The 24,809-nt window shown below is 41.7% G+C and carries 21 protein-coding genes; 19 read left to right on the forward strand and 2 right to left on the reverse strand.

What is annotated here, in order from left to right; all coding sequences use genetic code 11:
• Positions 1-7: 7 nt before the first annotated feature.
• The 18 genes from NSU13_RS08405 (at position 8) to mutL (ending at position 22,481) form a co-directional block, all read left to right on the forward strand.
• A complete protein-coding gene (locus tag NSU13_RS08405; protein ID WP_051627347.1) occupies positions 8-739 on the forward strand; it encodes an SDR family oxidoreductase in 732 nt (243 codons plus the stop codon).
• A gap of 73 nt (positions 740-812) precedes the next feature.
• Entirely contained in the window at positions 813-1,070 is a 258-nt protein-coding gene (locus tag NSU13_RS08410) for a DUF3243 domain-containing protein (RefSeq protein WP_024424114.1), read from the forward strand.
• A 131-nt stretch (positions 1,071-1,201) separates the two neighbouring features.
• Positions 1,202-1,993, forward strand: coding sequence for a DUF3388 domain-containing protein (locus NSU13_RS08415; RefSeq protein ID WP_003211480.1), 792 nt, complete (start codon positions 1,202-1,204; stop codon positions 1,991-1,993).
• A 23-nt stretch (positions 1,994-2,016) separates the two neighbouring features.
• Positions 2,017-2,916: a helix-turn-helix domain-containing protein gene (locus NSU13_RS08420; protein WP_061109885.1), complete on the forward strand. Its 900-nt coding sequence runs from the start codon at positions 2,017-2,019 to the stop codon at positions 2,914-2,916.
• A 73-nt stretch (positions 2,917-2,989) separates the two neighbouring features.
• A complete protein-coding gene (gene pgsA, locus NSU13_RS08425) occupies positions 2,990-3,571 on the forward strand; it encodes a CDP-diacylglycerol--glycerol-3-phosphate 3-phosphatidyltransferase (protein ID WP_008358030.1) in 582 nt (193 codons plus the stop codon).
• Between the two features lie 16 nt (positions 3,572-3,587).
• On the forward strand, positions 3,588-4,838 hold the full coding sequence (locus NSU13_RS08430; RefSeq protein WP_041117442.1) for a competence/damage-inducible protein A: 1,251 nt from the start codon (positions 3,588-3,590) through the stop codon (positions 4,836-4,838).
• 177 nt (positions 4,839-5,015) lie between these two features.
• Positions 5,016-6,059 (forward strand): recombinase RecA, encoded by a 1,044-nt coding sequence (gene recA, locus NSU13_RS08435; RefSeq protein WP_034281901.1) that lies wholly within the window; start codon positions 5,016-5,018, stop codon positions 6,057-6,059.
• 308 nt (positions 6,060-6,367) lie between these two features.
• The gene (gene rny / locus NSU13_RS08440) at positions 6,368-7,930 is read left to right on the forward strand and encodes a ribonuclease Y (RefSeq protein WP_003211958.1); all 1,563 of its coding nucleotides are present in this window, start codon (positions 6,368-6,370) and stop codon (positions 7,928-7,930) included.
• Positions 7,931-8,020: 90 nt separating this feature from the next.
• A complete protein-coding gene (locus NSU13_RS08445) occupies positions 8,021-8,815 on the forward strand; it encodes a TIGR00282 family metallophosphoesterase (RefSeq protein ID WP_342489986.1) in 795 nt (264 codons plus the stop codon).
• Positions 8,816-9,017: 202 nt separating this feature from the next.
• Positions 9,018-9,278: a stage V sporulation protein SpoVS gene (gene spoVS, locus NSU13_RS08450; protein ID WP_003211281.1), complete on the forward strand. Its 261-nt coding sequence runs from the start codon at positions 9,018-9,020 to the stop codon at positions 9,276-9,278.
• A gap of 202 nt (positions 9,279-9,480) precedes the next feature.
• Positions 9,481-12,528: an efflux RND transporter permease subunit gene (locus tag NSU13_RS08455; RefSeq protein WP_061109888.1), complete on the forward strand. Its 3,048-nt coding sequence runs from the start codon at positions 9,481-9,483 to the stop codon at positions 12,526-12,528.
• Between the two features lie 174 nt (positions 12,529-12,702).
• Positions 12,703-13,767 (forward strand): L-threonine 3-dehydrogenase, encoded by a 1,065-nt coding sequence (gene tdh / locus NSU13_RS08460; RefSeq protein WP_034281903.1) that lies wholly within the window; start codon positions 12,703-12,705, stop codon positions 13,765-13,767.
• Entirely contained in the window at positions 13,767-14,945 is a 1,179-nt protein-coding gene (locus tag NSU13_RS08465; protein WP_034281904.1) for a glycine C-acetyltransferase, read from the forward strand. Before tdh ends, NSU13_RS08465 begins: the two co-directional genes overlap by 1 nt.
• 148 nt (positions 14,946-15,093) lie before the next feature.
• Positions 15,094-16,620: a tRNA (N6-isopentenyl adenosine(37)-C2)-methylthiotransferase MiaB gene (gene miaB, locus NSU13_RS08470; protein ID WP_024427027.1), complete on the forward strand. Its 1,527-nt coding sequence runs from the start codon at positions 15,094-15,096 to the stop codon at positions 16,618-16,620.
• Between the two features lies 1 nt (position 16,621).
• A complete protein-coding gene (locus tag NSU13_RS08475) occupies positions 16,622-17,056 on the forward strand; it encodes a RicAFT regulatory complex protein RicA family protein (protein WP_008358013.1) in 435 nt (144 codons plus the stop codon).
• A 255-nt stretch (positions 17,057-17,311) separates the two neighbouring features.
• Positions 17,312-17,857, forward strand: coding sequence for an outer spore coat protein CotE (gene cotE, locus NSU13_RS08480; protein ID WP_024424105.1), 546 nt, complete (start codon positions 17,312-17,314; stop codon positions 17,855-17,857).
• Between the two features lie 124 nt (positions 17,858-17,981).
• Positions 17,982-20,558 carry a DNA mismatch repair protein MutS gene (mutS, locus tag NSU13_RS08485; protein ID WP_342489987.1) on the forward strand — a complete coding sequence of 859 codons (2,577 nt, stop codon included), beginning with the start codon at positions 17,982-17,984 and terminating at the stop codon, positions 20,556-20,558.
• Positions 20,559-20,579: 21 nt separating this feature from the next.
• The gene (gene mutL / locus NSU13_RS08490; RefSeq protein WP_342489988.1) at positions 20,580-22,481 is read left to right on the forward strand and encodes a DNA mismatch repair endonuclease MutL; all 1,902 of its coding nucleotides are present in this window, start codon (positions 20,580-20,582) and stop codon (positions 22,479-22,481) included.
• A gap of 36 nt (positions 22,482-22,517) precedes the next feature.
• Here the strand turns inward: mutL and bslA are convergent, their stop codons facing one another.
• Both bslA and NSU13_RS08500 read right to left on the reverse strand, forming a co-directional pair.
• The gene (gene bslA / locus NSU13_RS08495) at positions 22,518-23,042 is read right to left on the reverse strand and encodes a biofilm surface layer hydrophobin BslA (protein WP_111927416.1); all 525 of its coding nucleotides are present in this window, start codon (positions 23,040-23,042) and stop codon (positions 22,518-22,520) included.
• Between the two features lie 123 nt (positions 23,043-23,165).
• Entirely contained in the window at positions 23,166-23,570 is a 405-nt protein-coding gene (locus NSU13_RS08500) for a hypothetical protein (RefSeq protein WP_111927418.1), read from the reverse strand.
• Between the two features lie 572 nt (positions 23,571-24,142).
• Here NSU13_RS08500 and NSU13_RS08505 point away from each other — a divergent pair.
• The gene (locus NSU13_RS08505; RefSeq protein ID WP_024424099.1) at positions 24,143-24,616 is read left to right on the forward strand and encodes a CarD family transcriptional regulator; all 474 of its coding nucleotides are present in this window, start codon (positions 24,143-24,145) and stop codon (positions 24,614-24,616) included.
• Positions 24,617-24,809: the final 193 nt, after the last annotated feature.

Genomic DNA, 24,809 nt, shown 5'->3' on the forward strand with positions numbered 1-24,809 from the left:
AATCAATGTGACGAGTCGTTGGGCGCTGATAACAGGTGCCAGTGGCGGGATTGGGCAGGCAGTTGCCAAAAAGCTTGCCCAAGAAGGCTGCCATGTGATGCTCCATTATTATAAAAATGAACAGGCAGCTGTGCGCCTCGCCGCTCATTTGGATGAGGTATATTCCATTCAAACGCATGTCGTTCAAGCAGATTTATCTAAAACGGGAGGAGCAGATGAGCTTGTCAGCCGTCTGCCGCTCTGTCCAGATATTCTTGTTTTAAATAGCGGCAGGAGCCATGTCGGATTGGTGACAGACACAGAAAAAGACGTATTAGCCAGTATGGTGCAGCTTCATGTCACAAGTCCATATGAGCTTACCCAATCCCTTTTACCTGCCATGATTCAAAAGAAAGCAGGCCATATCATTGCGGTCAGCTCGATATGGGGAGAAACGGGAGCATCGTGTGAAGTGCTGTACAGCATGGTCAAAGGTGCGCAAAATGCATTTATAAAAGGATTAGCAAAAGAGCTTGCTCCAAGTGGAATTAGAGCAAATGCTGTCTCGCCAGGTGCTGTCAAAACAGACATGATGAATCGTTTTACGCAGGAAGACATCGCGATGCTGGAAGAAGAAATTCCGCTTGGCCGGCTTGCATCGCCTGAGGAGGTTGCAGATGTCATTTGGTTTCTCGCCTCAAAACAGTCAAGTTATATCACCGGTCAAATTTTATCTGTCAATGGCGGCTGGTACTGTTAAAAAACGTGTATAATTCGTCTCTCCATGACAAAAGCTATGGCTGTAATTCATCTTTTCGAATGGAGGAATCGACATGTCTGTACTTGAGAACTGGGACCATTGGAAAAACTTTTTAGGTGATCGCTTAAATCATGCGCAGGATAAAGGTTTAGAGGATGAGACCATCAATAACCTTGCGTATGAAATTGGCGGATATCTAGCTAACGAAGTTGAGGCAAAGAACGAGCAGGAAAGAGTACTTGCTGACCTTTGGAGCGTTGCATCAGAAGATGAGCAGCGTGCCATTGCAAATATGATGGTCAAGCTGGTTGAAAATAATAGCTCGCACTAAACAAAAAGAGAGGTCGTTTGTGCCTCTCTTTTTATTTTAACCGTTTCACAACATTGTGCTTTCTAAAAATGTGAAAATGCTTTATGATAAAGGAAGGTAAAAATTTGCCACAATGAAGGGGGTAATATCATTTGGCAAAGCTCGAATGGTATTTTGAATATGAGATACAGGTAAACCGTCCCGGACTTTTAGGAGACATTTCTTCTCTAATGGGGATGCTTTCAATTAATATTGTGACAATCAATGGTGTTGATGTATCAAGACGCGGAATGCTTTTACGCTGTGACCACACAGATCAAATTAAGCGGCTTGAATCAATTTTAAATACAATGGAAACGATAAAAGTAACGAAATTAAGACAGCCAAAGCTTCGTGACCGCTTAGCTGTTCGTCATGGAAGATACATACAGCGTGATGCGGATGACAAAAAGACGTTCCGTTTTGAAAGAGACGAGCTCGGTCTTCTTGTTGATTTTATGGCTGAACTCTTTAAAAAAGAAGGACATAAATTGATTGGGATTCGCGGAATGCCGCGTGTCGGAAAAACAGAATCAATTGTGGCTTCAAGTGTTTGTGCAAGCAAGAGATGGCTGTTTGTATCATCAACTCTTTTGAAACAGACGATCCGAAGTCAGCTGATCGCAGATGAATACAGCCCAGATAACGTCTTTATTATTGATGGGATTGTGTCGACAAGAAGAGGTTCTGAGAAGCATTTGCAGCTTTTAAGGGAAATTATGAGACTGCCGGCAACGAAGGTGGTCGAGCATCCAGACATCTTTATTCAAAATTCAGAATATACAATGGATGATTTCGACTATATCATTGAATTGCGGAATAGCGCAGACGAAGAGATTACATATGAACACGCTGAAGAACCACAAGTGTTTGATCATTCTGGTTTTTCCGGCTTCGATTTTTAATATGGTAATGGTAGGTGTTTGTTTTGACTGAATTGGGAAAACGGCTCGTTGAGGCCAGAGAGGAAAAAGGGATGTCGCTGGAGGATCTGATGGCGGCTACCAAGATCCAAAAGCGCTATTTGCTAGCAATCGAACAAGGAAACTATGATATTATTCCAGGTAAATTTTACGTCAGAGCGTTTATTAAACAATATGCCGAAGCCGTTGGACTGAATCCTGAACAATTGTTCGAAGAATTTCGTAAAGATGTTCCAAGCACGTATAACGATGAAGTATCTGATAAATTATCGAATATTAAGCCGCAAAGAGAGCTGCCAAAGCCTGCCTCGAAAGTGCTTGAACTATTGCCGACAATTTTAATTATTGGAGGCATCATTGTGGTCATCGCCATCATCTATGTGATCGTGCAGGCGGTCAATCATGATAGCGGACAGAAGAATAATCAGGCGGCCCCTCAGCAATCAGAATCTAAATATGAAGTATCTGAGGATTCATCTCTTGCAAAAGATCAAAAGAAAAAAGAAAAAGCTTCGTCAGATGATAAAGAAAAATCTTCTAAAAAAGACGATTCATCAAAAGACGATGAAACTGTTTCTTTAAAGGCGACGAATACAGAAGGCTCGACAACAACGTATGAAGTATCAGGTGCAGACGAAATGGAGTTAACCATTTCTGCCTCGCAAGCTTCATGGCTGCGCGTAAGAGACGAATCTGGAAAAGTGCTGAAGATGGGTGAACTAAAAGATGGCGAATCGTTTAAAACAGACCTGTCTGAGCTTTCTCAGGTCGATATCCGCCTAGGCAATGCGTCTGGAATAGATATCAAGGTAAATGACGAGACACTTAAGTACGAATTAGACCCTAAGAACACCATGACACAAAACATTGTGATTGTGAATAAAGGAAAGGAAAAGTCATCTTAAGCAAGTAGATGACTTTTCTTTTGTTCCTACTATTATATACATAAAAAATTGCATTATTGGAGGATTGGATTTCATGTTTAACTTACCGAATAAAATAACCCTTTCTAGGATCGCCTTGATCCCTGTTTTTATGATTATTATGCTTGCACCGCTAGATTGGGGTGTTGCGCGCTTTGGCGACGTCAGCATCGAAGTGACGCACCTTGTTGGAGCGATCTTGTTTATCGTCGCTTCAACAACTGACTGGATTGATGGATACTACGCACGTAAGCTTAATTTAGTGACGAACTTTGGTAAATTTTTAGATCCGCTTGCAGATAAATTGCTTGTTTCAGCTGCTTTAATTATACTTGTTCAATACAACCTTACACCGGCATGGATGGCGATTGTGATTATCAGCCGTGAATTTGCTGTAACTGGTCTAAGGCTTGTATTAGCCGGAGGCGGTGAAGTAGTGGCAGCGAATATGCTTGGAAAGGTGAAGACATGGGCGCAGATCATTGCGATTTCAGCACTTTTACTGCATAACCTGCCGTTTGAACTTGTGTCATTCCCGTTTGGTGATCTAGCGATGTGGGTAGCGGTGTTCTTCACTGTTGTCTCAGGCTGGGATTACTTTGCAAAAAACTGGGAAGCTTTAAAGAATTCTAACTAAAAAGGACGTGTACGCTTTGAAGTCAGAGAGAAAAGCAGAAATTATTGCAGTCGGTTCCGAACTATTGCTAGGGCAAATTACGAATACGAATGCACAATTCATCAGCAAACAACTAGCTGAAATTGGTGTGAATGTTTATTACCACACAGCAGTTGGTGACAATCCAGAGCGTTTAAAACAGGCCATTCAGGTGGCGCAGGAAAGATCTAATTTTATTATCTTCTCAGGTGGTCTTGGACCAACCAAAGATGACTTAACAAAAGAAACCATTGCGAGCTCGCTTGGGAAAGAGCTTGTACTAAATGAAGAAGCATTTGAATCGATTCAAGACTACTTTCTAAAGACCGGACGCGTTATGTCACCGAACAACCGTAAGCAGGCACTCGTTCTAGAAGGGTCTGATGTGCTCGTGAACCGTTTCGGGATGGCCCCGGGTATGTTTGTTCAAGAAGACGATACGTTTTATATGCTTCTTCCTGGACCGCCAAGTGAACTGCACCCGATGTTTGAAAACGAGGCAAAGCCGCTGATTTCTGAGAAGCTTGGCTTAAAGGAAAAGATCGTGTCTGTTGTTCTGCGCTTCTTCGGAATCGGTGAATCGCAGCTTGAAACAGACCTAGAAGATTTAATTGACGCTCAAACGAATCCGACAATTGCACCACTCGCATCTGACGGTGAAGTGACGCTAAGGCTGACTGCTAAGCATGAGGATGAAAAAGAAACAGAGCGTCTGTTAAAAGAAACAGAAGCGCAAATTTTGGCGCGGGTAGGTGAGTACTTCTACGGATATGGGGATACATCACTTGTCCGCGAAGCATCCAAAGCCTTGCACGAGCACGGAAAAACAGTAGCAGCAGCAGAAAGCCTGACTGGCGGAATGTTCTCCGAATGGCTGACAGATCTCGAAGGAGCATCATCCATTTTGAACGGAAGTGTGGTTTGTTATACAAACCAAGTCAAGCAGCAGGTACTTGGCTGCCGGGAGGAAACATTGTCTTCCCATGGTGCTGTCAGCAAAGAGTGTGCTTTAGAGCTTGCTGAAGGAGTTAGAAAGCTGACCGGGAGTGATATTGGCATTAGCTTTACGGGTGTAGCAGGACCTGATACCCAAGAGGGTCAGCCTGTTGGAAAAGTGTTCATTGGACTATCGACGAAAGACCAGACGGACGTGTTTGAATGGATGTTTACAGGCAGCCGGTCGGGCATTCGAAAGCGTGCTGTGAAATATGGTCTGCATCACTTACTCAACTTATTAAAAGAGAGCTAATTTTGTTTTTTGTTAGGTTTACTCCTTTATAAAAGAGCGTTTTTTCTAATAGAAAATACTCTTTTCTTAAAAAAACTGCTAAGAAAAAATCGAATATGTGTTCGTTTTTTTCTTGGCAAATGACGTAAAACAAGGTATAGTATAGATAGTGGAATTGATAAAGGAGGAAACAATAGAATGAGTGATCGTCAAGCAGCCTTAGATATGGCTCTTAAACAAATAGAAAAACAGTTTGGTAAAGGCTCTATTATGAAACTAGGAGAGCAAACAGATACACGTATTTCAACAGTACCTAGTGGTTCGTTAGCACTTGATACTGCGCTTGGAATAGGCGGATATCCCCGCGGCCGTATTATCGAAGTATATGGTCCAGAGAGTTCTGGTAAAACGACAGTAGCCCTTCATGCCATTGCTGAAGTTCAGCAGCAGGGAGGACAAGCTGCATTTATTGATGCAGAGCATGCACTCGATCCAGTTTACGCTCAAAAACTAGGTGTCAACATTGATGAACTGTTACTTTCTCAGCCGGATACAGGAGAGCAAGCACTTGAAATTGCAGAAGCTCTTGTCCGAAGCGGGGCAGTTGATATTGTTGTTATTGACTCTGTAGCTGCTCTTGTACCAAAAGCAGAGATTGAAGGAGACATGGGTGATTCACACGTTGGTCTTCAAGCACGTTTGATGTCCCAAGCGCTCCGTAAACTATCAGGTGCCATCAACAAATCAAAAACAATTGCCATCTTTATCAACCAAATTCGTGAAAAAGTTGGTGTCATGTTTGGTAACCCTGAAACAACGCCTGGTGGACGTGCGCTGAAGTTCTATTCGTCTGTTCGTTTAGAAGTGCGCCGTGCTGAACAGCTGAAACAAGGCAATGACATTATGGGGAATAAAACGAGAATTAAAGTGGTCAAAAACAAAGTAGCACCTCCATTCCGTATTGCCGAAGTAGACATTATGTACGGTGAAGGGATCTCAAAAGAGGGAGAAATCATCGACCTTGGAAGCGAGCTGGATATCGTACAAAAGAGCGGTGCTTGGTATTCTTACCAAGAGGAACGTCTTGGACAAGGCCGTGAAAATGCGAAACAGTTCCTAAAAGAAAATAAAGATATCATGCTGATGATCCAGGAGCAAATTCGCGAACACTACGGTTTGGATACAAACGGAGTGAAAGCAGCTGAAGAAGAAGGACAAGAAGAATTGGAGTTTAATGACTAAAAAGACTAAAAGACGCTGAAAAGCGTCTTTTTTTTACATTTACATGACAGCTGGCAGGTCAAAAGTTCTGTCTTTGCTTGAAATAACGACTTACGCCTCAGTCTGACTAGCTTGACAAGTATTTCCGACACAATTACAATGGGAATGTATCACTTGTTTTTCTTAACATGATTGATAACTAATTTAAACTTGACAAGGGCAGTGAGGATCTCATTCCCTGTGAAGGCCCTGTATGTTGAGACACAAAACAATGTACATGCCGACACTTTATTTGTAAAACCAAGTTCATAGCAAGAGGAGGTGAAAATATGTCGCCTACGATGTTTACGATCATCTCCATTTTGCTGAGCCTAATCTGTTTAGTTGTTGGCTACTTTGTTCGTAAAACCATTGCAGAAGCAAAAATATCCGGCGCAAGAAACATGGCCGAACAAATTGTTGAGGATGCAAAGCGTGATGCGGAAGCATTGAAGAAAGAAGCGCTCTTGGAAGCGAAAGATGAAATTCATTCGTTTCGTGTAGAGGCGGAGCAAGAAGTTCGTGAAAGACGAAATGAGCTTCAAAGACAAGAAAACCGTTTACTTCAAAAAGAGGAAAATCTTGATCGCAAAGACGAATCTTTAGATAAACGGGAGTCCCTGTTGGAGAAGAGAGATCATTCTCTGAATGAACGACAACAACATATTGAAGAGATGGAAAGCAAAGTGGATGATATGATTCGTTTGCAGAAAGCCGAGTTGGAACGTATTTCAAGTCTAACTCGAGATGAAGCGAAACAAATCATTCTGGATCAAGTTGAAAATGAGCTTTCCCACGACATTGCAGTCATGACGAAAGAATCTGAAAACCGAGCGAAAGAAGAGGCTGACAAAAAGGCGAAAAACATTCTTTCACTTGCGTTACAGCGTTGTGCAGCTGATCATGTGGCTGAAACAACGGTATCTGTAGTCAATCTTCCAAATGATGAGATGAAAGGTCGTATTATCGGACGTGAAGGACGAAATATCCGTACGTTAGAAACGTTAACAGGTATTGACCTGATCATAGATGATACACCTGAAGCTGTCATACTATCGGGCTTTGATCCGATTAGACGTGAAACAGCGAGGATAGCTCTGGACAAGCTAGTCCAGGATGGCCGCATTCATCCTGCACGAATTGAAGAAATGGTGGAAAAATCACGCCGTGAAGTCGATGATTATATCCGTGAGATGGGTGAGCAAACGACATTCGAAGTCGGAGTTCACGGTCTGCATCCGGATCTGATCAAAATTCTCGGCCGCTTAAAATTCCGTACAAGTTATGGACAAAATGTCCTGAAGCATTCAATTGAGGTTGCACATCTTGCAGGTCTCATGGCTTCAGAGCTTGGAGAAGATGCAAAGCTTGCAAAACGAGCAGGTCTTCTGCATGACATTGGAAAAGCCATTGATCATGAGGTAGAAGGAAGCCACGTAGAAATTGGCGTTGAGCTTGCGACGAAATATAAAGAGCATCCTGTTGTCATCAACAGTATTGCCTCTCACCACGGTGACCAAGAACCGACATCTATTATCGCTGTTCTTGTTGCGGCAGCTGATGCATTATCTGCAGCACGCCCTGGTGCAAGAAGTGAGACACTTGAAAATTACATTCGGAGACTTGAGAAATTAGAAGATATCTCTGAATCTTATGAAGGTGTTGAAAAATCGTTTGCGATACAGGCTGGACGTGAAGTACGTATTATGGTGAAGCCAGATTCAATTAATGATCTTGAAGCTCACCGTCTAGCAAGGGATATTCGTAAGCGAATTGAGGACGAGCTCGATTACCCTGGTCACATTAAAGTGACAGTCATTCGAGAAACTCGCGCAGTAGAGTATGCAAAATAGAGCGGTGCGCTTAGCGCCGCTTTATTTTTTTGTGTAAATATGCAACACTGATAAGAAGATCAATTTAAAAGAGAAAGGGTTCAAAAGCGCATGAAAATATTATTTGTTGGAGATATCGTCGGTTCACCTGGCAGAGACACACTGAAAGAATACTTGCCAAAGCTGAAGAAAAAATATCAGCCGCACTTTACTATTGTCAACGGAGAAAATGCTGCTCACGGGAAAGGTCTAACTGAAAAAATCTATCATGAGCTGCTGCAAGCAGGAGCTGATGTGCTCACAATGGGTAACCATACATGGGATAAAAGAGACATTTTCGATTTCATCGATGATGCAGCAAATATGGTCCGACCTGCTAACTTCCCAGAAGGCACACCTGGAAAGGGTCTCACCTTTATTAAAAAACAAGGAAAAGAACTGGCTGTCATCAACCTGCAAGGACGTACGTTTTTACCGCCAATTGACTGCCCATTTCAAAAAGTAGATGAATTAATTGCGGAAGCATCCAAACGGACACCGTTTATTTTTATTGATTTTCATGGTGAAGCCACAAGTGAAAAGCAGGCGATGGGCTGGTATACAGACGGCCGTGCATCATGTGTCGTTGGAACGCATACACATGTTCAAACAGCAGATAACCGCGTATTGCCTAAAGGAACTGCGTATATTTCAGATGTCGGGATGACAGGACCTTATGATGGCATTTTAGGTGTTGACCGAGAAACGATCATTAAACGATTCAAAACAAGTCTCCCAGTCCGGTTTGAAATTGCAGAAGGCCGCACGACGTTAAGTGCAGTAATCATAGAAATTGACGAACAGTCGAAAAAAGCTGTCAAAATTGATCGAATTTTGATAAATGATGACCATATTTTCTTTGAATAAATGTTCACATATTTATTTCAGAAAAATATTAATCAGAAAGAAGGAATATGCGCCCTCTATCGTGAATATAGTAAAAATGGTAGGTAGCCTGCTATTTTTGAAAAACATTTTGGGGATGGATTTTCAAAAAAATAGCATCATCTAACAAAGATTGTTCTAATGAACACTCACTTATCCATTGTAAATTTAAGGGGGAGCAGAAATGGAAATTTTAAAAGTTTCAGCAAAGTCAAATCCGAATTCAGTAGCAGGAGCATTAGCCGGCGTTTTACGTGAACGCGGTGCAGCGGAAATACAAGCAATCGGCGCTGGAGCTCTGAATCAGGCGGTTAAGGCTGTCGCCATTGCAAGGGGATTTGTCGCGCCAAGCGGAGTGGATTTGATATGCATTCCAGCCTTTACTGACATTCTGATCGATGGAGAAGAAAGAACAGCCATCAAATTGATTGTTGAGCCACGATAATTCTAATTTTATTATTTTCAACCTGCTTACATCATGTAAGCAGGTTGTTTTTGTTTACCGCTATACATTTCTTATATAACATATTCAGTTCGTGAAATAGATAAAAATGACATATTAGAGCTTGCATTTTTTCACCATGATGATAAATTAAGATTAAGTTGAATTTACTTCATCAAAAATAAATATTTAAGTAGGTGAAATAATGTTCGAAGCTTTTTTGAAAAGAGGAAAGCTAGTTTTTATTTTATTTTTTATCGTTCTCATTGCTGGCGGCTATTTATTCGCGCAGCTTCCTAAACGAGAACTGCCAGAATTCGAGGCGAATCTCGTCACGATTTCTACCGTTTTTCCTGGTGCAGATGCAAAACAGGTGGAAAGAGATGTCACCAATAAACTGGAATCAGCCCTATCTGATATCAACGGTGTAGAGAAAACGAGCTCGGTTTCAGCCGTTGGTTTCTCAAATATTGTGATTGAAATTGAGGACCAAGCCGACTTTCAAAAGACGGCAAGTCAAATTAAGAATGAAACCACAAGTGCTGCGTCGTCTTTTCCTGATGGGGTGATGGAGCCGGAAGTAAAGGATGAATTTGGCAGCGTGCCGGTTGGTTCTTATATGATTGTGTCGAGTGAATCATCGGACTTAGCAAAGAGTCAGAAATCGCTGCGTGCATTGAAGGAAAAAGTGGAGGACATCAAAGGGGTAGACAGTGTCGTTATCAAAGGCTTCAATGACAAACAAGCGATATTAAACTTAGATTCAAACAAGCTGGAGGGTGAAGGGCTCAATGTAACTGATGTCACAAATGCCATCAATCAGGAATTTGACACATCTCCGCTAGGCGATATTCGGGCAGGCAAAGAGAAGGTGAAGCTGTCCATCGATACATATGACCGCTTAGATCAGGTTAAAAAGATTGAGCTTTTTTCTAAAACGAAAAGAGAGCCGGTCACAATTAGTCAGCTTGGCAGTTTAAAAGAAGTAGAAAAACAGAAAAGTGATATTGTGTCGTATAACGGAAAGCCCGCTTATTCATTTACTGTGAATATTAAACCAGGGCTTGATATTCCTAAAATGTATGACAAAGTCAGTGATGTCATTGAGAAAGAAAAGCAGCTGCCAAACGGGGTGGAGTGGGTAGACTACTATTCACAAAAAAGTGAAGTGGATACCATTTTCAATGATTTAATAAAAGAAGCCATTGTTGCGGTCATTGCTGTCATAATTGTTACCACACTTGGACTCACGATTGGCGGGGCGTTTATCGTTTCACTAGCCATTCCGCTATCGATTACAATTGGAACGATTCCGCTGCCATTTTTACAAGTGGACCTCAATCAAATTTCGATCATCGGCTTTATTATTGCCTTAGGGATACTTGTCGATGATGCCATTGTCGTCAATGATAATATTTTAAGACAAATGAAAAAATACGAAAGTCCGCTTAAAGGAACAATTGCAGGAGTGAAAGAAGTCGCAGGATCCATTTTGACATCAACACTAGCTGTTGTATTTGCCTTCCTGCCGCTTGTTTTCCTATCAGGTGCAAACGGTTCATTTATTCGGGCATTACCGTCTGTTCTAGTTACGACTGTGCTTGCATCCATGGTGATTTCTCTGACACTTGTACCGGTCTATCAATATACTGTGAACAACCGGAAAAGAAAGAACAAAAACAGTCAAAAAGAGCCGGGATTCCTAGGGAAACCATTAAAAAGGCTGGCTGATTTCTATGCAGACCGTGTGCTGACAAACATTGTGAAGCGGCCGCTCGTTATTGGACTAAGTGGTTTGCTCGTTGCAACGCTTGCTTTTTTACTTATTTTCGTCACACCATTTGAATTTTTCCCTGCGGCGAATAAGAAAGAAGTGGTCGTCACTGTCACACTTCCAAGTGAAACAACACTAGACAAAACAAATGAAACACTAAAGAAAATAGAACAAGAGATCAAACGGCAAAAAGGCATTGAAGAAACGGCGATTTTTGCAGGCGGCGGTGTGCCGAACCTGTTTAATGAAAGTATTTCAAATGCAAGTGACCACACCGGTCAAGTTGTTGTGAGAGTAGACAATGATCAGATAACTAGTAAGGCATTGATAGATCGTATGACTGAGCCTTTGCGAGAGAAATTCAATGAGGCAGAAATCTTTATGAAAACCATTGTTCAAGGGCCGCCAGCTGGAGCACCAGTGACAGTAACGGTTGCGGGTGAATCTTTTTCAAAGCTCATTGATGTCAAAGAAACGCTGACAAATGAAATGAAAGACAAAGGGGCAAGCTTGATTACGGACGATGTCAATCAGCCGGTGAAAACGATCTCCTTTGAATTAAACCGCGAGCGAATGGCAGAGGATGGGCTCAGTGCTCAATTTGTCAGCAGACAGCTTGGTCTTGTGACAGAAGGGATTCCATTAGGTACCTTTCAACAAGGAACAAATGATATCGATTTAGTGGTGAAACAGGATACAGGCACACATCAAAATGGTTTAAAGCTAAAAGAAATGAATGTGCCTGTGAAGACAAATGAAGGCGGTATGCCTCAACTTGAGCCGCTTAGCCGATATGTAAAAGAAAAAGAAACAGAGGAGTACGAAAGCATTCCACATGAAAATGGAGTGCCGACCATTACGCTGAAGGCGTATCCCGGTGCATCAGATTCGTTTAAAGACGATATGAAAGAAGTCGTCAATCAAGTAGGAAAAAGTTCTGCAGCGAAGGATTTGACCATTTCACAAGGCGGAGAAAATGAAAATCAGACCCAGTTCTTTATTGAAATTAGCCTCTTATTTGCAGTTGTCTTGCTGCTCATTTATGTGACCATCGCATTCCAGTTCAATTCATTGATGCTTCCGCTGTTAGTTCTAGGAACGGTTTACTTAGCCGTATCAGGAGCCATTATCGGACTATTTGTTACACAAACACCATTCAGCTTTATGGCAACAATGGGAATTGTCTCATTGGCTGGTATTGTCGTCCGAAATGCGGTCGTCCTCTTCGAATTTATTGAGCAGCGGCGCAAGCAAGGGTTTGATCAACAGACAGCTGTCATTGAAGCAGGAAGAGCAAGGATTAAGCCGATTCTCTTAACAGCATTTACGGCACTTGTTGCACTAATGCCTGTTGCATTAAGTCATGATCCACTCTTTAAGCCGCTGGCAATCTGCATTGTATCAGGTGTGTTTTTCTCAACAATTCTGACATTATTCATTGTGCCAGCCCTATATGTTGCCGTTTCAAAGAAACGCTGACGATGAAAGCAAATCTCCGATCGAAAGGAGATTTGCTTTTTTTTTAGAAAAATATCCAAAAAAATATGTGGGGTGTTCATTTGTGTTTATCTGGTGGACAGTGGTATTTACGACTAAAATAAGTCGTGTTAAAATCTGATTGGGAGAAGTTTTTTAACAAAGGGGTTGTACGTCATGTGTGGAACGATGAAAGCAATTGTTAAAAAAGAAAGCGCTTACGGAGCGGCGTTGATGGAGATGCCGATTCCAGAAATCAAAAATCATGAAGTTTTGATCCAAGTGAAAGCCACTTCGATATGCGGAACAGACGTGCATATTTATAATTGGGACGACTGGGCTAAGGGAAGAGTCAAAGCGCCCTACATTTTTGGACATGAATTTACAGGGGAAGTTGTTAAAGTGGGGAAGCAAGTCTCACGAGCAAAGGTAGGGGACTTTGTATCGGCTGAGACGCATGTTGTATGTAATCAATGTTATATGTGCTTAACAGGGCAGCAGCATTTGTGCAGTGAAACGAAAATTTTAGGGGTAGACATTGATGGCTGTTTTGCTGAATATGTCAAAGTACCTGAACAAAATGTGTGGCACAATCCAGCCCAAATGCCGGTTGAGCTTGCCTCTATACAAGAGCCGCTAGGAAATGCTGTTCATACTGTACTGCACACACCTGTTTCAGGTAAGTCAGTGGCGATTTTTGGCTGCGGACCAATCGGTTTAATGGCAATTGCTGTCGCAAAAGCCTCCGGGGCTGTTCAAGTGTTCGCTGTTGATAAAAATGAATACAGGCTCGATCTTGCCCGAAAAATGGGTGCAGATCATATTGTAGATATTGGAAAAGATGATCCAGTCGCGATGATTAAGCAGCTCACGCGGATGGAAGGGGCAGACGTGATGTGTGAGATGTCAGGTCATCCAGCTGCCATTAATCAAGCACTCGAAGCTTGTGCAAATGGAGGAAAAGTCAATATACTAAGCTTGCCAGAACGGCCAGTGACAATTGATATTACGAATCAAATTGTTTTTAGGGGATTAACCGTGCAAGGGATCACGGGGAGAAAAATGTTTGAGACGTGGCGTCAAGTATCTGAGCTGTTAAGAACGAATACCATTGATGTAAAGCCAGTTGTCACTCATACACTGCCATTTGAAGAGTTCCAAAAGGGATTTGAACTTATGCAAAGCGGTACGTGCGGAAAAGTCGTACTGATGATGCCATCATATCAAAGGGGGAAGAAATGATGAAAGAATTCACGTATTTACAAGATGAATTGGACACAATGAAGCAGCAAGGCACCCACCAAACTTTGAAAGAGATCGACTCAAAACAATCATCCACTGTTACATTAAATGAACAATCTGTCATACAACTCTCCTCAAATAACTACTTAGGCCTCACCTCGCACCCAAGGCTGATGAAAGCAGCAAAAGAGGCGATTGATGAATTCGGTGCGGGTACAGGATCTGTACGAACCATCGCCGGCACAATGACAATGCATGAACGCCTTGAAAAAAAGCTTGCTTCATTTAAAAAGACAGAAGCTGCTCTTGTGTTCCAATCAGGCTTTACGACCAACCAAGGGGTCTTATCCAGTATCCTGACAAAAGATGATATTGTCATTTCAGATGAACTGAATCATGCCTCCATTATTGATGGAATCCGATTAACCAAAGCAGATAAGAAAGTATACAGTCATTCTAATATGGAAGAGCTGGAGAAGATTTTGAAGAAATCAATGAATTACCGCGTCCGCCTCATCGTTACAGATGGTGTGTTCTCGATGGATGGAGATATCGCGCCACTTCCTGAGATCGTCAGGCTCGCAGAAGCATATGATGCATTTGTGATGGTAGACGATGCGCATGCCTCGGGCGTGCTTGGCGAGAATGGCCGCGGGACGGTCAACCATTTTAAACTCGACGGCAGAGTGCACATTCAGGTCGGGACACTTAGCAAGGCTGTCGGAGTGCTCGGCGGCTACGTGGCTGGTTCAGCGGTTTTAATTGATTATCTAAAACATAAAGCAAGACCGTTTTTATTCAGCACCTCACATCCGCCAGCTGTGACTAGAGCGTGTGAAGAAGCGATTGAAGTGCTGTTAGATGAACCGAAGCGAATCGATACACTTTGGGAGAACGCCGCTTATTTTAAAGAAAAAGTCATCAGCCTTGGATTTCAAGTCGCTCCAACAGAGACACCGATTATCCCAATCATGATTGGAGACGAAGCACTTACTTTTCGTTTCTCAAAGGCTTTAATAGAACGAGGCGTGTTTGCCCAAGGCATCGCCTTCCCAACTGTAGCAAAAGGCAAGGCAAGAATTAGAGCCATCATCACAGCCGAGCACACAAAAGAAGAACTAGACCGGGCACTGACAATCATTGAAGAAGAAGCAAAAAAACTAAACATACTTGATTGAGAGAGCGCAGGCTCTCTTTTTCTTTTGTGAAAAATGGCTATGACTAATTGGCAATTTTCATAGAAGAACCGTATATGATTTATTTTCAATTCATCACAAAATAGTCTATACTGTAGGGTGGAACTTGGTTTGAAAGGAGTACAAATTCATGAATGAAGAGCAGAGAAAAGCGAGCGGACAAGTAAGTTCATCGGACAAAAAATCCGAGAAGGACTACAGCAAATATTTTGAAGCTGTGTACATTCCGCCTTCCTTAAAAGATGCAAAAAAACGGGGTAAAGAAGAAGTTGAATACAATCAATTTCAAATTGACGAGCAGTTTCAAGGGTTAGGAAACGGCCGCAAGTTTTATATTCGCACATATGGCTGTCAAATGAATGAGCATGACACAGAAGTGATGGCTGGTATTTTTATGGCGCTTGGCTATGAACCAACAAACTCAACGGAAGATGCAAATGTCATCTTATTAAACACTTGTGCTATTCGTGAGAATGCAGAAAATAAAGTGTTTGGAGAGCTTGGACATTTAAAAGCATTAAAACGTGAAAAGCCAGATTTAATTTTAGGTGTCTGCGGATGTATGTCACAAGAAGAATCTGTCGTGAACCGTATTTTGAAGAAACACCCATTTGTTGACTTGATTTTCGGCACGCACAACATTCACCGCCTGCCAGAGCTGTTATCTGAATGCTACCTTTCAAAAGAAATGGTCATTGAGGTTTGGTCAAAAGAAGGCGACGTGATTGAGAACCTTCCAAGAGCCCGTCAAGGTAAAATCAAGGGCTGGGTGAACATTATGTACGGCTGTGATAAATTCTGTACATACTGTATCGTGCCTTACACGCGCGGCAAGGAAAGAAGCCGCCGCCCAGATGAAATTATTCAAGAGGTCAGACGTTTAGCGGCAGAAGGATATAAGGAAATTACCCTTCTTGGTCAAAACGTGAATGCATATGGAAAAGATTTTGAAGATATGGAATATGGTCTTGGCCACCTGATGGATGAGCTGCGAAAAATTGATATTCCGCGTATCCGTTTTACAACAAGCCACCCGCGTGATTTTGATGATCACTTAATTGAAGTGCTTGCCAAGGGCGGAAACCTTCTCGATCATATTCACCTGCCAGTTCAATCCGGAAGTTCTTCTGTGCTGAAACTTATGGCGAGAAAATATGACCGTGAGCGTTACCTTGATCTTGTGCGCAAAATCAAAGAAGCTATGCCGAATGCTTCATTAACAACGGACATTATTGTTGGGTTCCCAAATGAAACAGATGAGCAGTTTGAAGAAACACTTTCCCTCTATCGCGAGGTTGAGTTTGATGCTGCTTATACATTCATTTATTCTCCAAGAGAAGGAACGCCTGCAGCGAAAATGAAAGACAACGTGCCAATGCGTGTGAAAAAAGAACGTCTGCAGCGCCTAAATGCACTTGTGAATGAAATTTCTGCGAAAAAAATGAAGGAATATGAAGGGCAGATTGTCGAAGTATTAGTAGAGGGTGAAAGTAAAAACAACCCTGAGATCCTAGCCGGATATACAAGTAAAAGCAAGCTTGTGAATTTTAAAGCACCAAAAGAAGCGATTGGCAACATCGTCAAAGTGAAAATCACACAAGCCAAAACTTGGTCTCTTGACGGAGAAATGGTTGGAGAAGCTATCGAGGTGAATTAAAATGACACTTTATTCAAAGAAAGAGATTGTCGAGCGCGCAAGAGAGCTCGCTAAAATGATTTCTGAAACTGAAGAAGTTGATTTCTTCAAAAAAGCAGAAGCGCAAATCAATGAAAATACAAAAATTTCAACGATCATTAATCAAATTAAGGCGCTTCAAAAACAAGCTGTGAACTTAAAGCATTATGGCAAACATGAAGCCTTAAAGCAAGTCGAAGAAAAAATCGATGCCCTGCAAGAAGAACTGGATGACATCCCAGTGATTCAAGAATTCAAAGAATCACAAATGGAAGTCAATTCCCTGCTTCAGCTTGTAGCGCACACGATTTCGAATCAAGTAACAGATGAAATCATTCTTTCAACCGGCGGTGACCTCTTATTAGGAGAAACCGGTTCAAAAGTGAAAAACTCATCACCAAGTTGCTCCATTAAATGAGAAAACCCCGCAGATGCGGGGTTTTTTGCTTTCATATTAACATTTTTTGAAAAGCACTATCCATTCTTTTTCATGCTTCATCGTCTCCAAACCTCTCACTCTCCAACTTTTCCAATTTTCAAGGCAAGTTTATGGGCGACCATGCATACACTGAAACAGAAATGAATTTAATTGAACATGAAGTTCAAAATCGTGACACACTAGACGAATGCCCAGCATAAGATAAAACGATCAAGAACAAGGAGGCATGCCGGAATGTCTGAATACAGAGAAATTATTACAAAAGCGGTGGTTGCAAAAGGGAGGAAATTCACCCAAAGCACACACACCATTTCTCCATCGCAAAAACCAACCAGCATCCTAGGTGGTTGGATCATTAATCATAAGTATGATGCTGAAAAGGTCGGTAAAACCGTTGAGATCGAAGGAACATTTGATATTAACGTATGGTACTCTTACGCCGACAACACGAAAACAGAAGTCGTCACAGAGCGTGTGAAGTATGTAGACATCATTAAACTGAGATATAAAGATAAGAATTTCCTTGATGATGAGCACGAAGTAATTGCGAAAGTATTGCAGCAGCCCAATTGCTTAGAAGTGACCATTTCTCCAAATGGCAATAAAATTATCGTTCAGGCAGAGCGTGAATTCATTGCTGAGGTAGTCGGTGAAACAAAAATTGTCGTAGAGGTCGATTCAAGCTGGAAAGAAAAAGATGATCACGAGTGGGAAGAAGAAGTGGATGAGGAGTTAGAGGATATTCATCCAGAATTCCTAGCAGGTGAGACAGAAGAGTAATGAATGACTAGGGCGCATATCCCCCTAGTTTTTTTGTGCCTGATCTAGGAGAAAAAAGGTGATTTTTTATGCTATAATTAGAGATGGTATGAATTCGAAAGTAATATAGTGAGGGATTAGAAATATGGCAAGTTATACGCCCATGATACAACAATATTTAAAGATCAAGGCAGATTATCAAGATGCCTTTTTATTTTTTCGCCTAGGCGATTTTTATGAGATGTTTTTTGATGATGCAAAGGAAGCCGCGCAAGAACTAGAAATTACGTTAACAAGCAGAGACGGCGGCACAATTCCAATGTGCGGCGTTCCTTATCATTCTGCGTCTGCATACATAGAACAGTTGATTTCAAAAGGCTACAAGGTCGCCATTTGTGAGCAGGTGGAAGACCCAAAAACGGCAAAAGGTGTAGTCAAAAGGGAAGTCGTTCAACTGATTACACCAGGAACCGTCATGGATGGTAAAGGTTTAAGTGAAAACGAGAACAACTTTATTGCGTCTGTTACCAGCTTTCAAAATGGGTACGGTCTTGCGCTGTCTGATTTATCAACAGGTGAAAACATGGCGGCTTTCATCGATCGATTAGATGAAGTCGTATCAGAAATTTATTCTGTCGGTGCAAAAGAAATTGTGGTGTCAAAGCAGCTGGATGAGGAAACAATCAAAACCCTTAAAGAACGCTGCCAAGCGACCATTTCATACGAAGATAGTGATGAATTATTAGATGAAGCTGAACAGCTCATTTCCCATCTTGATGAAAAGTTAAAAACAGCATTTTTAACACTATATGCCTATTTAAGAAGAACGCAAAAAAGAAGCTTGGACCATCTTCAGAAAGTTCAAGTATTTGAGCTTGAACAAACGATGAAAATCGATCTTTACTCAAAACGAAACCTTGAATTAACAGAAACGATTCGTTCAAAAAGCAAAAAAGGCTCTTTATTATGGCTGTTAGATGAAACAAAAACAGCGATGGGCGGCAGACTGCTCAAGCAATGGATCGATCGGCCGCTTATTCGCCTTTCGCAAATTAATGAGCGTCAGGAAATGGTGCAAATCCTGATGGATCATTTCTTTGAGCGAGAGGATCTGCGCGAACGATTAAAGCAAGTATATGATCTTGAGCGTTTAGCGGGCCGCGTGGCATTTGGCAACGTGAATGCCCGTGATCTCATCCAGCTCAAAGAATCCTTAAAACAAGTACCGGATATTAAAGAACTCGTTCATTCATTACCAGAGGAAATGGCAAAATCAAGAGCGAATGAGATTGATCCTTGTGGTGACTTGCTTGATTTATTAGAAGATGCACTTCATGAAAATCCGCCGATGACGATAAAAGAAGGCAATTTGATTAAAGATGGGTACAATGCAAAATTAGATGAATACCGTGATGCCAGCCGAAACGGAAAGGACTGGATTGCACGGCTTGAACAGCAGGAAAGAGAATATACCGGTATTCGCTCCTTAAAAGTCGGGTTTAATAAAGTGTTTGGTTATTATATCGAAGTGACACGCGCAAATACACATCTGCTGGAGGAGGGGCGTTACGAAAGAAAACAAACGCTTGCCAATGCAGAGCGGTATATCACACCTGAATTAAAAGAAAAAGAAGCACTGATTCTTGAAGCAGAATCAAATATTAACGAATTGGAATATGAACTATTTACAGCTCTTAGGGAGCAAGTAAAAGGCTATATTCCTAGATTACAGCTGCTTGCAAAACAAATGAGCGAGCTTGATGCGCTTCAATGCTTTGCGACTGTCAGTGAAAAGCGCCGTTATATCCGGCCGGAATTCTCAGAGGATGACGTGGATGTCAAAGATGGCCGTCACCCTGTCGTTGAAAAAGTGCTGGATCACCAGGAATATGTACCGAATGACTGCCAGATGGGAAAAGGCAGACAAACCTTACTCATCACTGGACCGAATATGTCAGGGAAAAGTACGTATATGAGACAAATGGCGCTCATCTCGATTCTTGCGCAGATTGGCTGCTTCGTGCCTGCGTCAAAGGCGACGCTTCCAATCTTCGATCAAATCTTTACACGTATTGGTGCGGCAGATGATTTGATTTCTGGTCAAAGTACTTTTATGGTAGAGATGCTCGAAGCGAAAAATGCGATGGTGCATGCTACGAAAAACAGCTTGATTTTATTTGATGAAATTGGACGCGGGACAAGTACTTATGATGGAATGGCTCTTGCGCAGGCGATCATTGAATTTGTTCATGATCATATTGGGGCCAAAACCCTATTCTCTACACATTACCATGAGCTCACTGTCCTTGAATCTCAATTAAGCGAGCTGAAAAATGTTCATGTGCGAGCTGAAGAGCATGAAGGCACGGTCGTTTTCTTACATCAAATCAAAGAAGGTGCAGCTGATAAAAGCTATGGTATTCATGTAGCGCAGCTTGCGGAATTGCCTGATGCCATCATTAATAGAGCCCAGACTATTTTAACGGAGCTTGAGAGCGGATCACATGACGTGACCCCAACCGTATCTGCAGCACCAAAAGCAGAAAAGGCTGAAGAAAAACAGCAGCTATCTTTCTTTGAAGTAGAAGAAAAACCGCAGCCCAAAGCTGCCCTAAAACAGAAGGATCAAGCGGTCATCGACGAATTAAAGTCATTCAACCTAATGGATATGACGCCGCTTGACGCCATGACAAAGCTATATGAATTGCAAAAGAAATTATAATGTAAGGTGAGGTGAGCAGAAATGGCAAAGATTATTCAGTTATCCGATGACCTATCCAATAAAATTGCTGCAGGTGAAGTGGTTGAGCGTCCGGCTTCTGTTGTAAAGGAGCTTGTGGAAAATGCGATCGATGCAAAAAGTACAGTCATTGAAATCGATGTAGAAGAAGCAGGTCTTTCTTCTATCAGGATTATTGATAATGGTGTTGGAATCGATGCTGAAGATTGTAAGCTCGCCTTCCAGCGTCATGCAACGAGTAAAATCAAAGACGAAAATGATCTGTTCCGTGTTAGAACGCTCGGATTCAGAGGAGAGGCGCTGCCAAGTATTGCGTCCGTCTCTCATCTAGAAATGAAAACAAGTACTGGCGAAGGAGCTGGGACACACTTAGCTTTGCAAGGCGGGAAGATTATTTCAGAGAAAAAAACCTCTGGCCGCCGCGGCACCGAGATTGTGGTCACCAATTTATTTTACAATACGCCAGCCCGCCTAAAATACATGAAAACCGTTCATACGGAACTTGGCAACATATCGGATGTGGTCAATCGAATTGCACTAGCTCATCCCGAAGTATCGATCCGTTTGCGTCATCAAGGGAAAATCCTGCTACAGACGAATGGAAACGGAGATGTACGTCATGTACTTGCAGCCATTTACGGGACAGCTGTGGCTAAAAAAATGCTGCCGCTTCACGTACAATCACTTGATTTTGAAGTGAAAGGATATATTTCCTTACCAGAAGTGACGAGGGCATCACGGAATTATATGTCTTCTGTTGTAAACGGCCGATATGTCAAACATTTTCCGCTCGTGAAAGCCATCCATGAAGGGTATCACACGCTGCTTCCGATTGGCCGCCATCCAATTACATTTATTGAGATGAAGATGGATCCCATTCTAGTGGACGTGAACGTTCATCCTTCGAAGCTTGAAGTGAGACTAAGTAAAGAGCAGGAACTTCATGAGCTGATTAAACAAGGAATTAAGGAAGTATTTCAAAAGCAGCAGCTCATTCCAAGTGCTTCAGTACCAAAAAAAGCACCAATGCCAGCTGTGAAAAATGAGCAGCAATCCTTAACCTTCGATGCGAAACAAGGAAAACAAAGCCCAGCGGAAACACCGCTAACCTATCAGCCGGAGCCGCTCGAATCGATCGTATACGAGACAAGTCATACCGATGCATACGGCATACCTAAACAAGAGAAGACAGAAGCCTCATCACCAGTATGTTATGAAGAAGCCTCATCTGAGCGTGTTCATTTAGAGGAATCCGCCGCTTCACTTGAATATGAAGAGACGGTACTGCACGAAGAAATGACAGAAACAATTCCTGAAAATGAGCGCGTCCCTGTGATGTATCCAATTGGACAAATGCACGGCACATATATTTTGGCTCAAAATGAACGAGGTCTTTATATCATCGACCAGCATGCGGCTCAAGAGCGAATCAAGTATGAGTATTATCGTGAGAAGGTGGGAGAGATCAAGCAGGAAGTGCAAGAAATGCTCGTCCCCTTAACATTTCACTACTCTAAAAACGATATGCTGATCATTGAAGAGCATAAGGATATTCTAGCGAAAGTGGGGGTCTTCTTAGAGCCCTTTGGTTCAGGTAGCTACATCGTTCGGTCGCATCCGCAGTGGTTTCCAAAAGGTGAAGAGGCTGAACTGATCGAAGAGATTATAGAGCAAGTGCTTAATGAAAAACGTGTTGATATCAAGAAACTGAGAGAAGAAGCGGCGATTATGATGAGCTGTAAAGGCTCAATCAAAGCAAATCGTCATTTGCGTCATGATGAAATCAAAGCCTTATTAGATGAACTTCGGCAAACGAAGGACCCATTCACCTGTCCGCACGGCCGGCCGATCATCATTCATCACTCCACTTATGAAATGGAGAAGATGTTTAAACGGGTGATGTGATATAAAAAAAGCGCTCTAATCAGAGCGCTTTTTTATTTAGCATCCGCAAGGATCTGGTGGTGTGACCACAACTGGTCGTGTATTAATATCAATCGTATCTTCTGCATAAAATGTGGAACCGATGCTGATGGCTCGATTTTCTGCACGGAACGTATATGTACCTGCAGCAGGAAGTACTTTATGTGAAAGCTTTAATGTATATTTGGAAATTCCAAGTAAATCCAATCTGAGCGGGATACGAACGGTTTGTCCGTTGTTCAAAATATAGCTGTCTTTTAATGCTTTACCGTTCATAATGTCTTTAGTTGTTGCTTGGAAACCCTTTGGCAGAGTGAACTCAACCGCACCAAGACTTAGAACAGAATTTGGGCTGTACGTCAGCTCAATGTCAGAAAAAGACCATTCCTGCTTACTTGCTCCTGTAATTTTTGCGTAAAGTGCAGCTGGTCTTGCATTGGTTGTTGCTTTGCCGGCTTCCTCAGCAGATGCAGAAAGCGGTACTGACAGTGCCATAACCAATGTGAGCATCCCCATCATAAGAATCGTCCACGTTTTTTTCATTTTTTCCTTCCCCCTTGTTGAATATAGGTAAATAATAGATGATTACACCCATTATTTACCTATAATGTTACCATATTACCATATGGTATTAAATGGGATATTATACCCTTATTTTGTCATTCTTTAGTAATAGCGGGGAAATAGCGCATTTGGTTGATTCATTCCGTAATAATGGCCTGGCATTTGCTGGTTTGTTGGCATCATCATATGCATATCTTGATAACCATATGGATGATGTGGCATCATCCCGTATCCACCATAATGGCCTAGATGATGATGGGCCTTCATTGGAACATGCTTTGAAAAGGTATCATGCTGATTTGGAAACGGTGAATAAACTGAATGATGATGTGGATGGTGCGCGTTATACACATCTTTTTTGCCGCTATGATAATGGTTTGGCATATTCATATGATCATGCATGTTTGGCGCGACCATATGCTCATGATTGGCTGTATACACATTTTCAAATGTGTGATAGGGATTTTCTTGGTGATAATGATTCATTTGGCTGTTCATATCGTTCATGTATATCTCATCCTTTATGTCAGGTTGCCATATCCTATGAGACAGATCTGCTTCATGAGCCTATCCATATAAAAGAAAAAAACCGGCCTTTCAGCCGGGAAAAGGAAAAGCAGGTAAAGCGTCAAGCCTTAAATTGTGTAGCTGTGTCTTCTTCTGCGACGCTTTTTACATCTGCTGCAGACACTTTTAGGAAAATAACAGGGATCGTAGCTTCGAGAGGTATCCCAAAAATCGCTCTCAAACCATTTATCTTTTTTATGACAAAACTTTTTTTCTCTACATGGATCCTCATGGCAATGATCGTCATGCTTTTTATGGCAGTGTGAGTGGGAATGTTTGCACTTGCATTTGCACATTGTCATCCCTCCTAAATGTGACTCAATGCTAGTATATGCAAGAAAGAGTCATGAGGACTGGATGCTCTTGCTTCTTTTATAAAAAAAGGCCTTTTTCTGAAAAAACTCAAATAAAAAGAATTGACTAGTGCTAAATTAACATGATAAAATATAAATTTTTATCCTCTGATGAAATGTGTTATAATGATATTGTGAATACTTTCGGAGGTGGCGGATTTGTTTCAAATAGGTGATAAAATTGTTTATCCAATGCATGGAGCCGGTGTGATTGAAGGAATGGAAGAAAAAGAGATTTTAGGTAAGACGCAGGAATATTTCCTGATTCAAATGCCGAATATGCAGATGATGGTCCCAAAAGGCAGAATCAATCAACTAGGTATACGTCCGGTAGCAGATCAAGCAACGCTGAAAGTTGTGATGAACAATTTTGCAGAAGAAACAAACGACGACACGCTTACTTGGAAGCAAAGATATGATGAAAATCTGAAAAAGCTAAAAACAGGTGCGATCGAAGATGGTGCAGACGTTGTCAAAGATCTAATGAGACGAAATCAGAAGAAAGCATTAAATTCAAGTGAAAAGAAGATGCTTGAAGATGCAAGAGGTATGTTAGTGAGTGAGATTTCACTTGCACAGGGACTGACGCAAGATGAAGTGATGACAGCTTTAGAGAATGAATTAAGAATGTAATGATGATATACAGAGACTAGCTGTAAACTGAAGGGGGCACTCCTTTTGTTTACAGCTTTTTTGTTTGAAGAAAAGAGTAATATTGCCATTTTTGTAGGTGGTTTTAACTAAAATTGAAATGAGGTCATACGATTTAGTTTTTACGTTCACAACAAAAATTTAAAGACCTCTGAAATACCTAGATAACATTAAA

It is taken from the genome of Bacillus sp. FSL M8-0049 (assembly GCF_038593355.1).
Taxonomy (GTDB): Bacteria; Bacillota; Bacilli; order Bacillales; family Bacillaceae; genus Bacillus; species Bacillus safensis.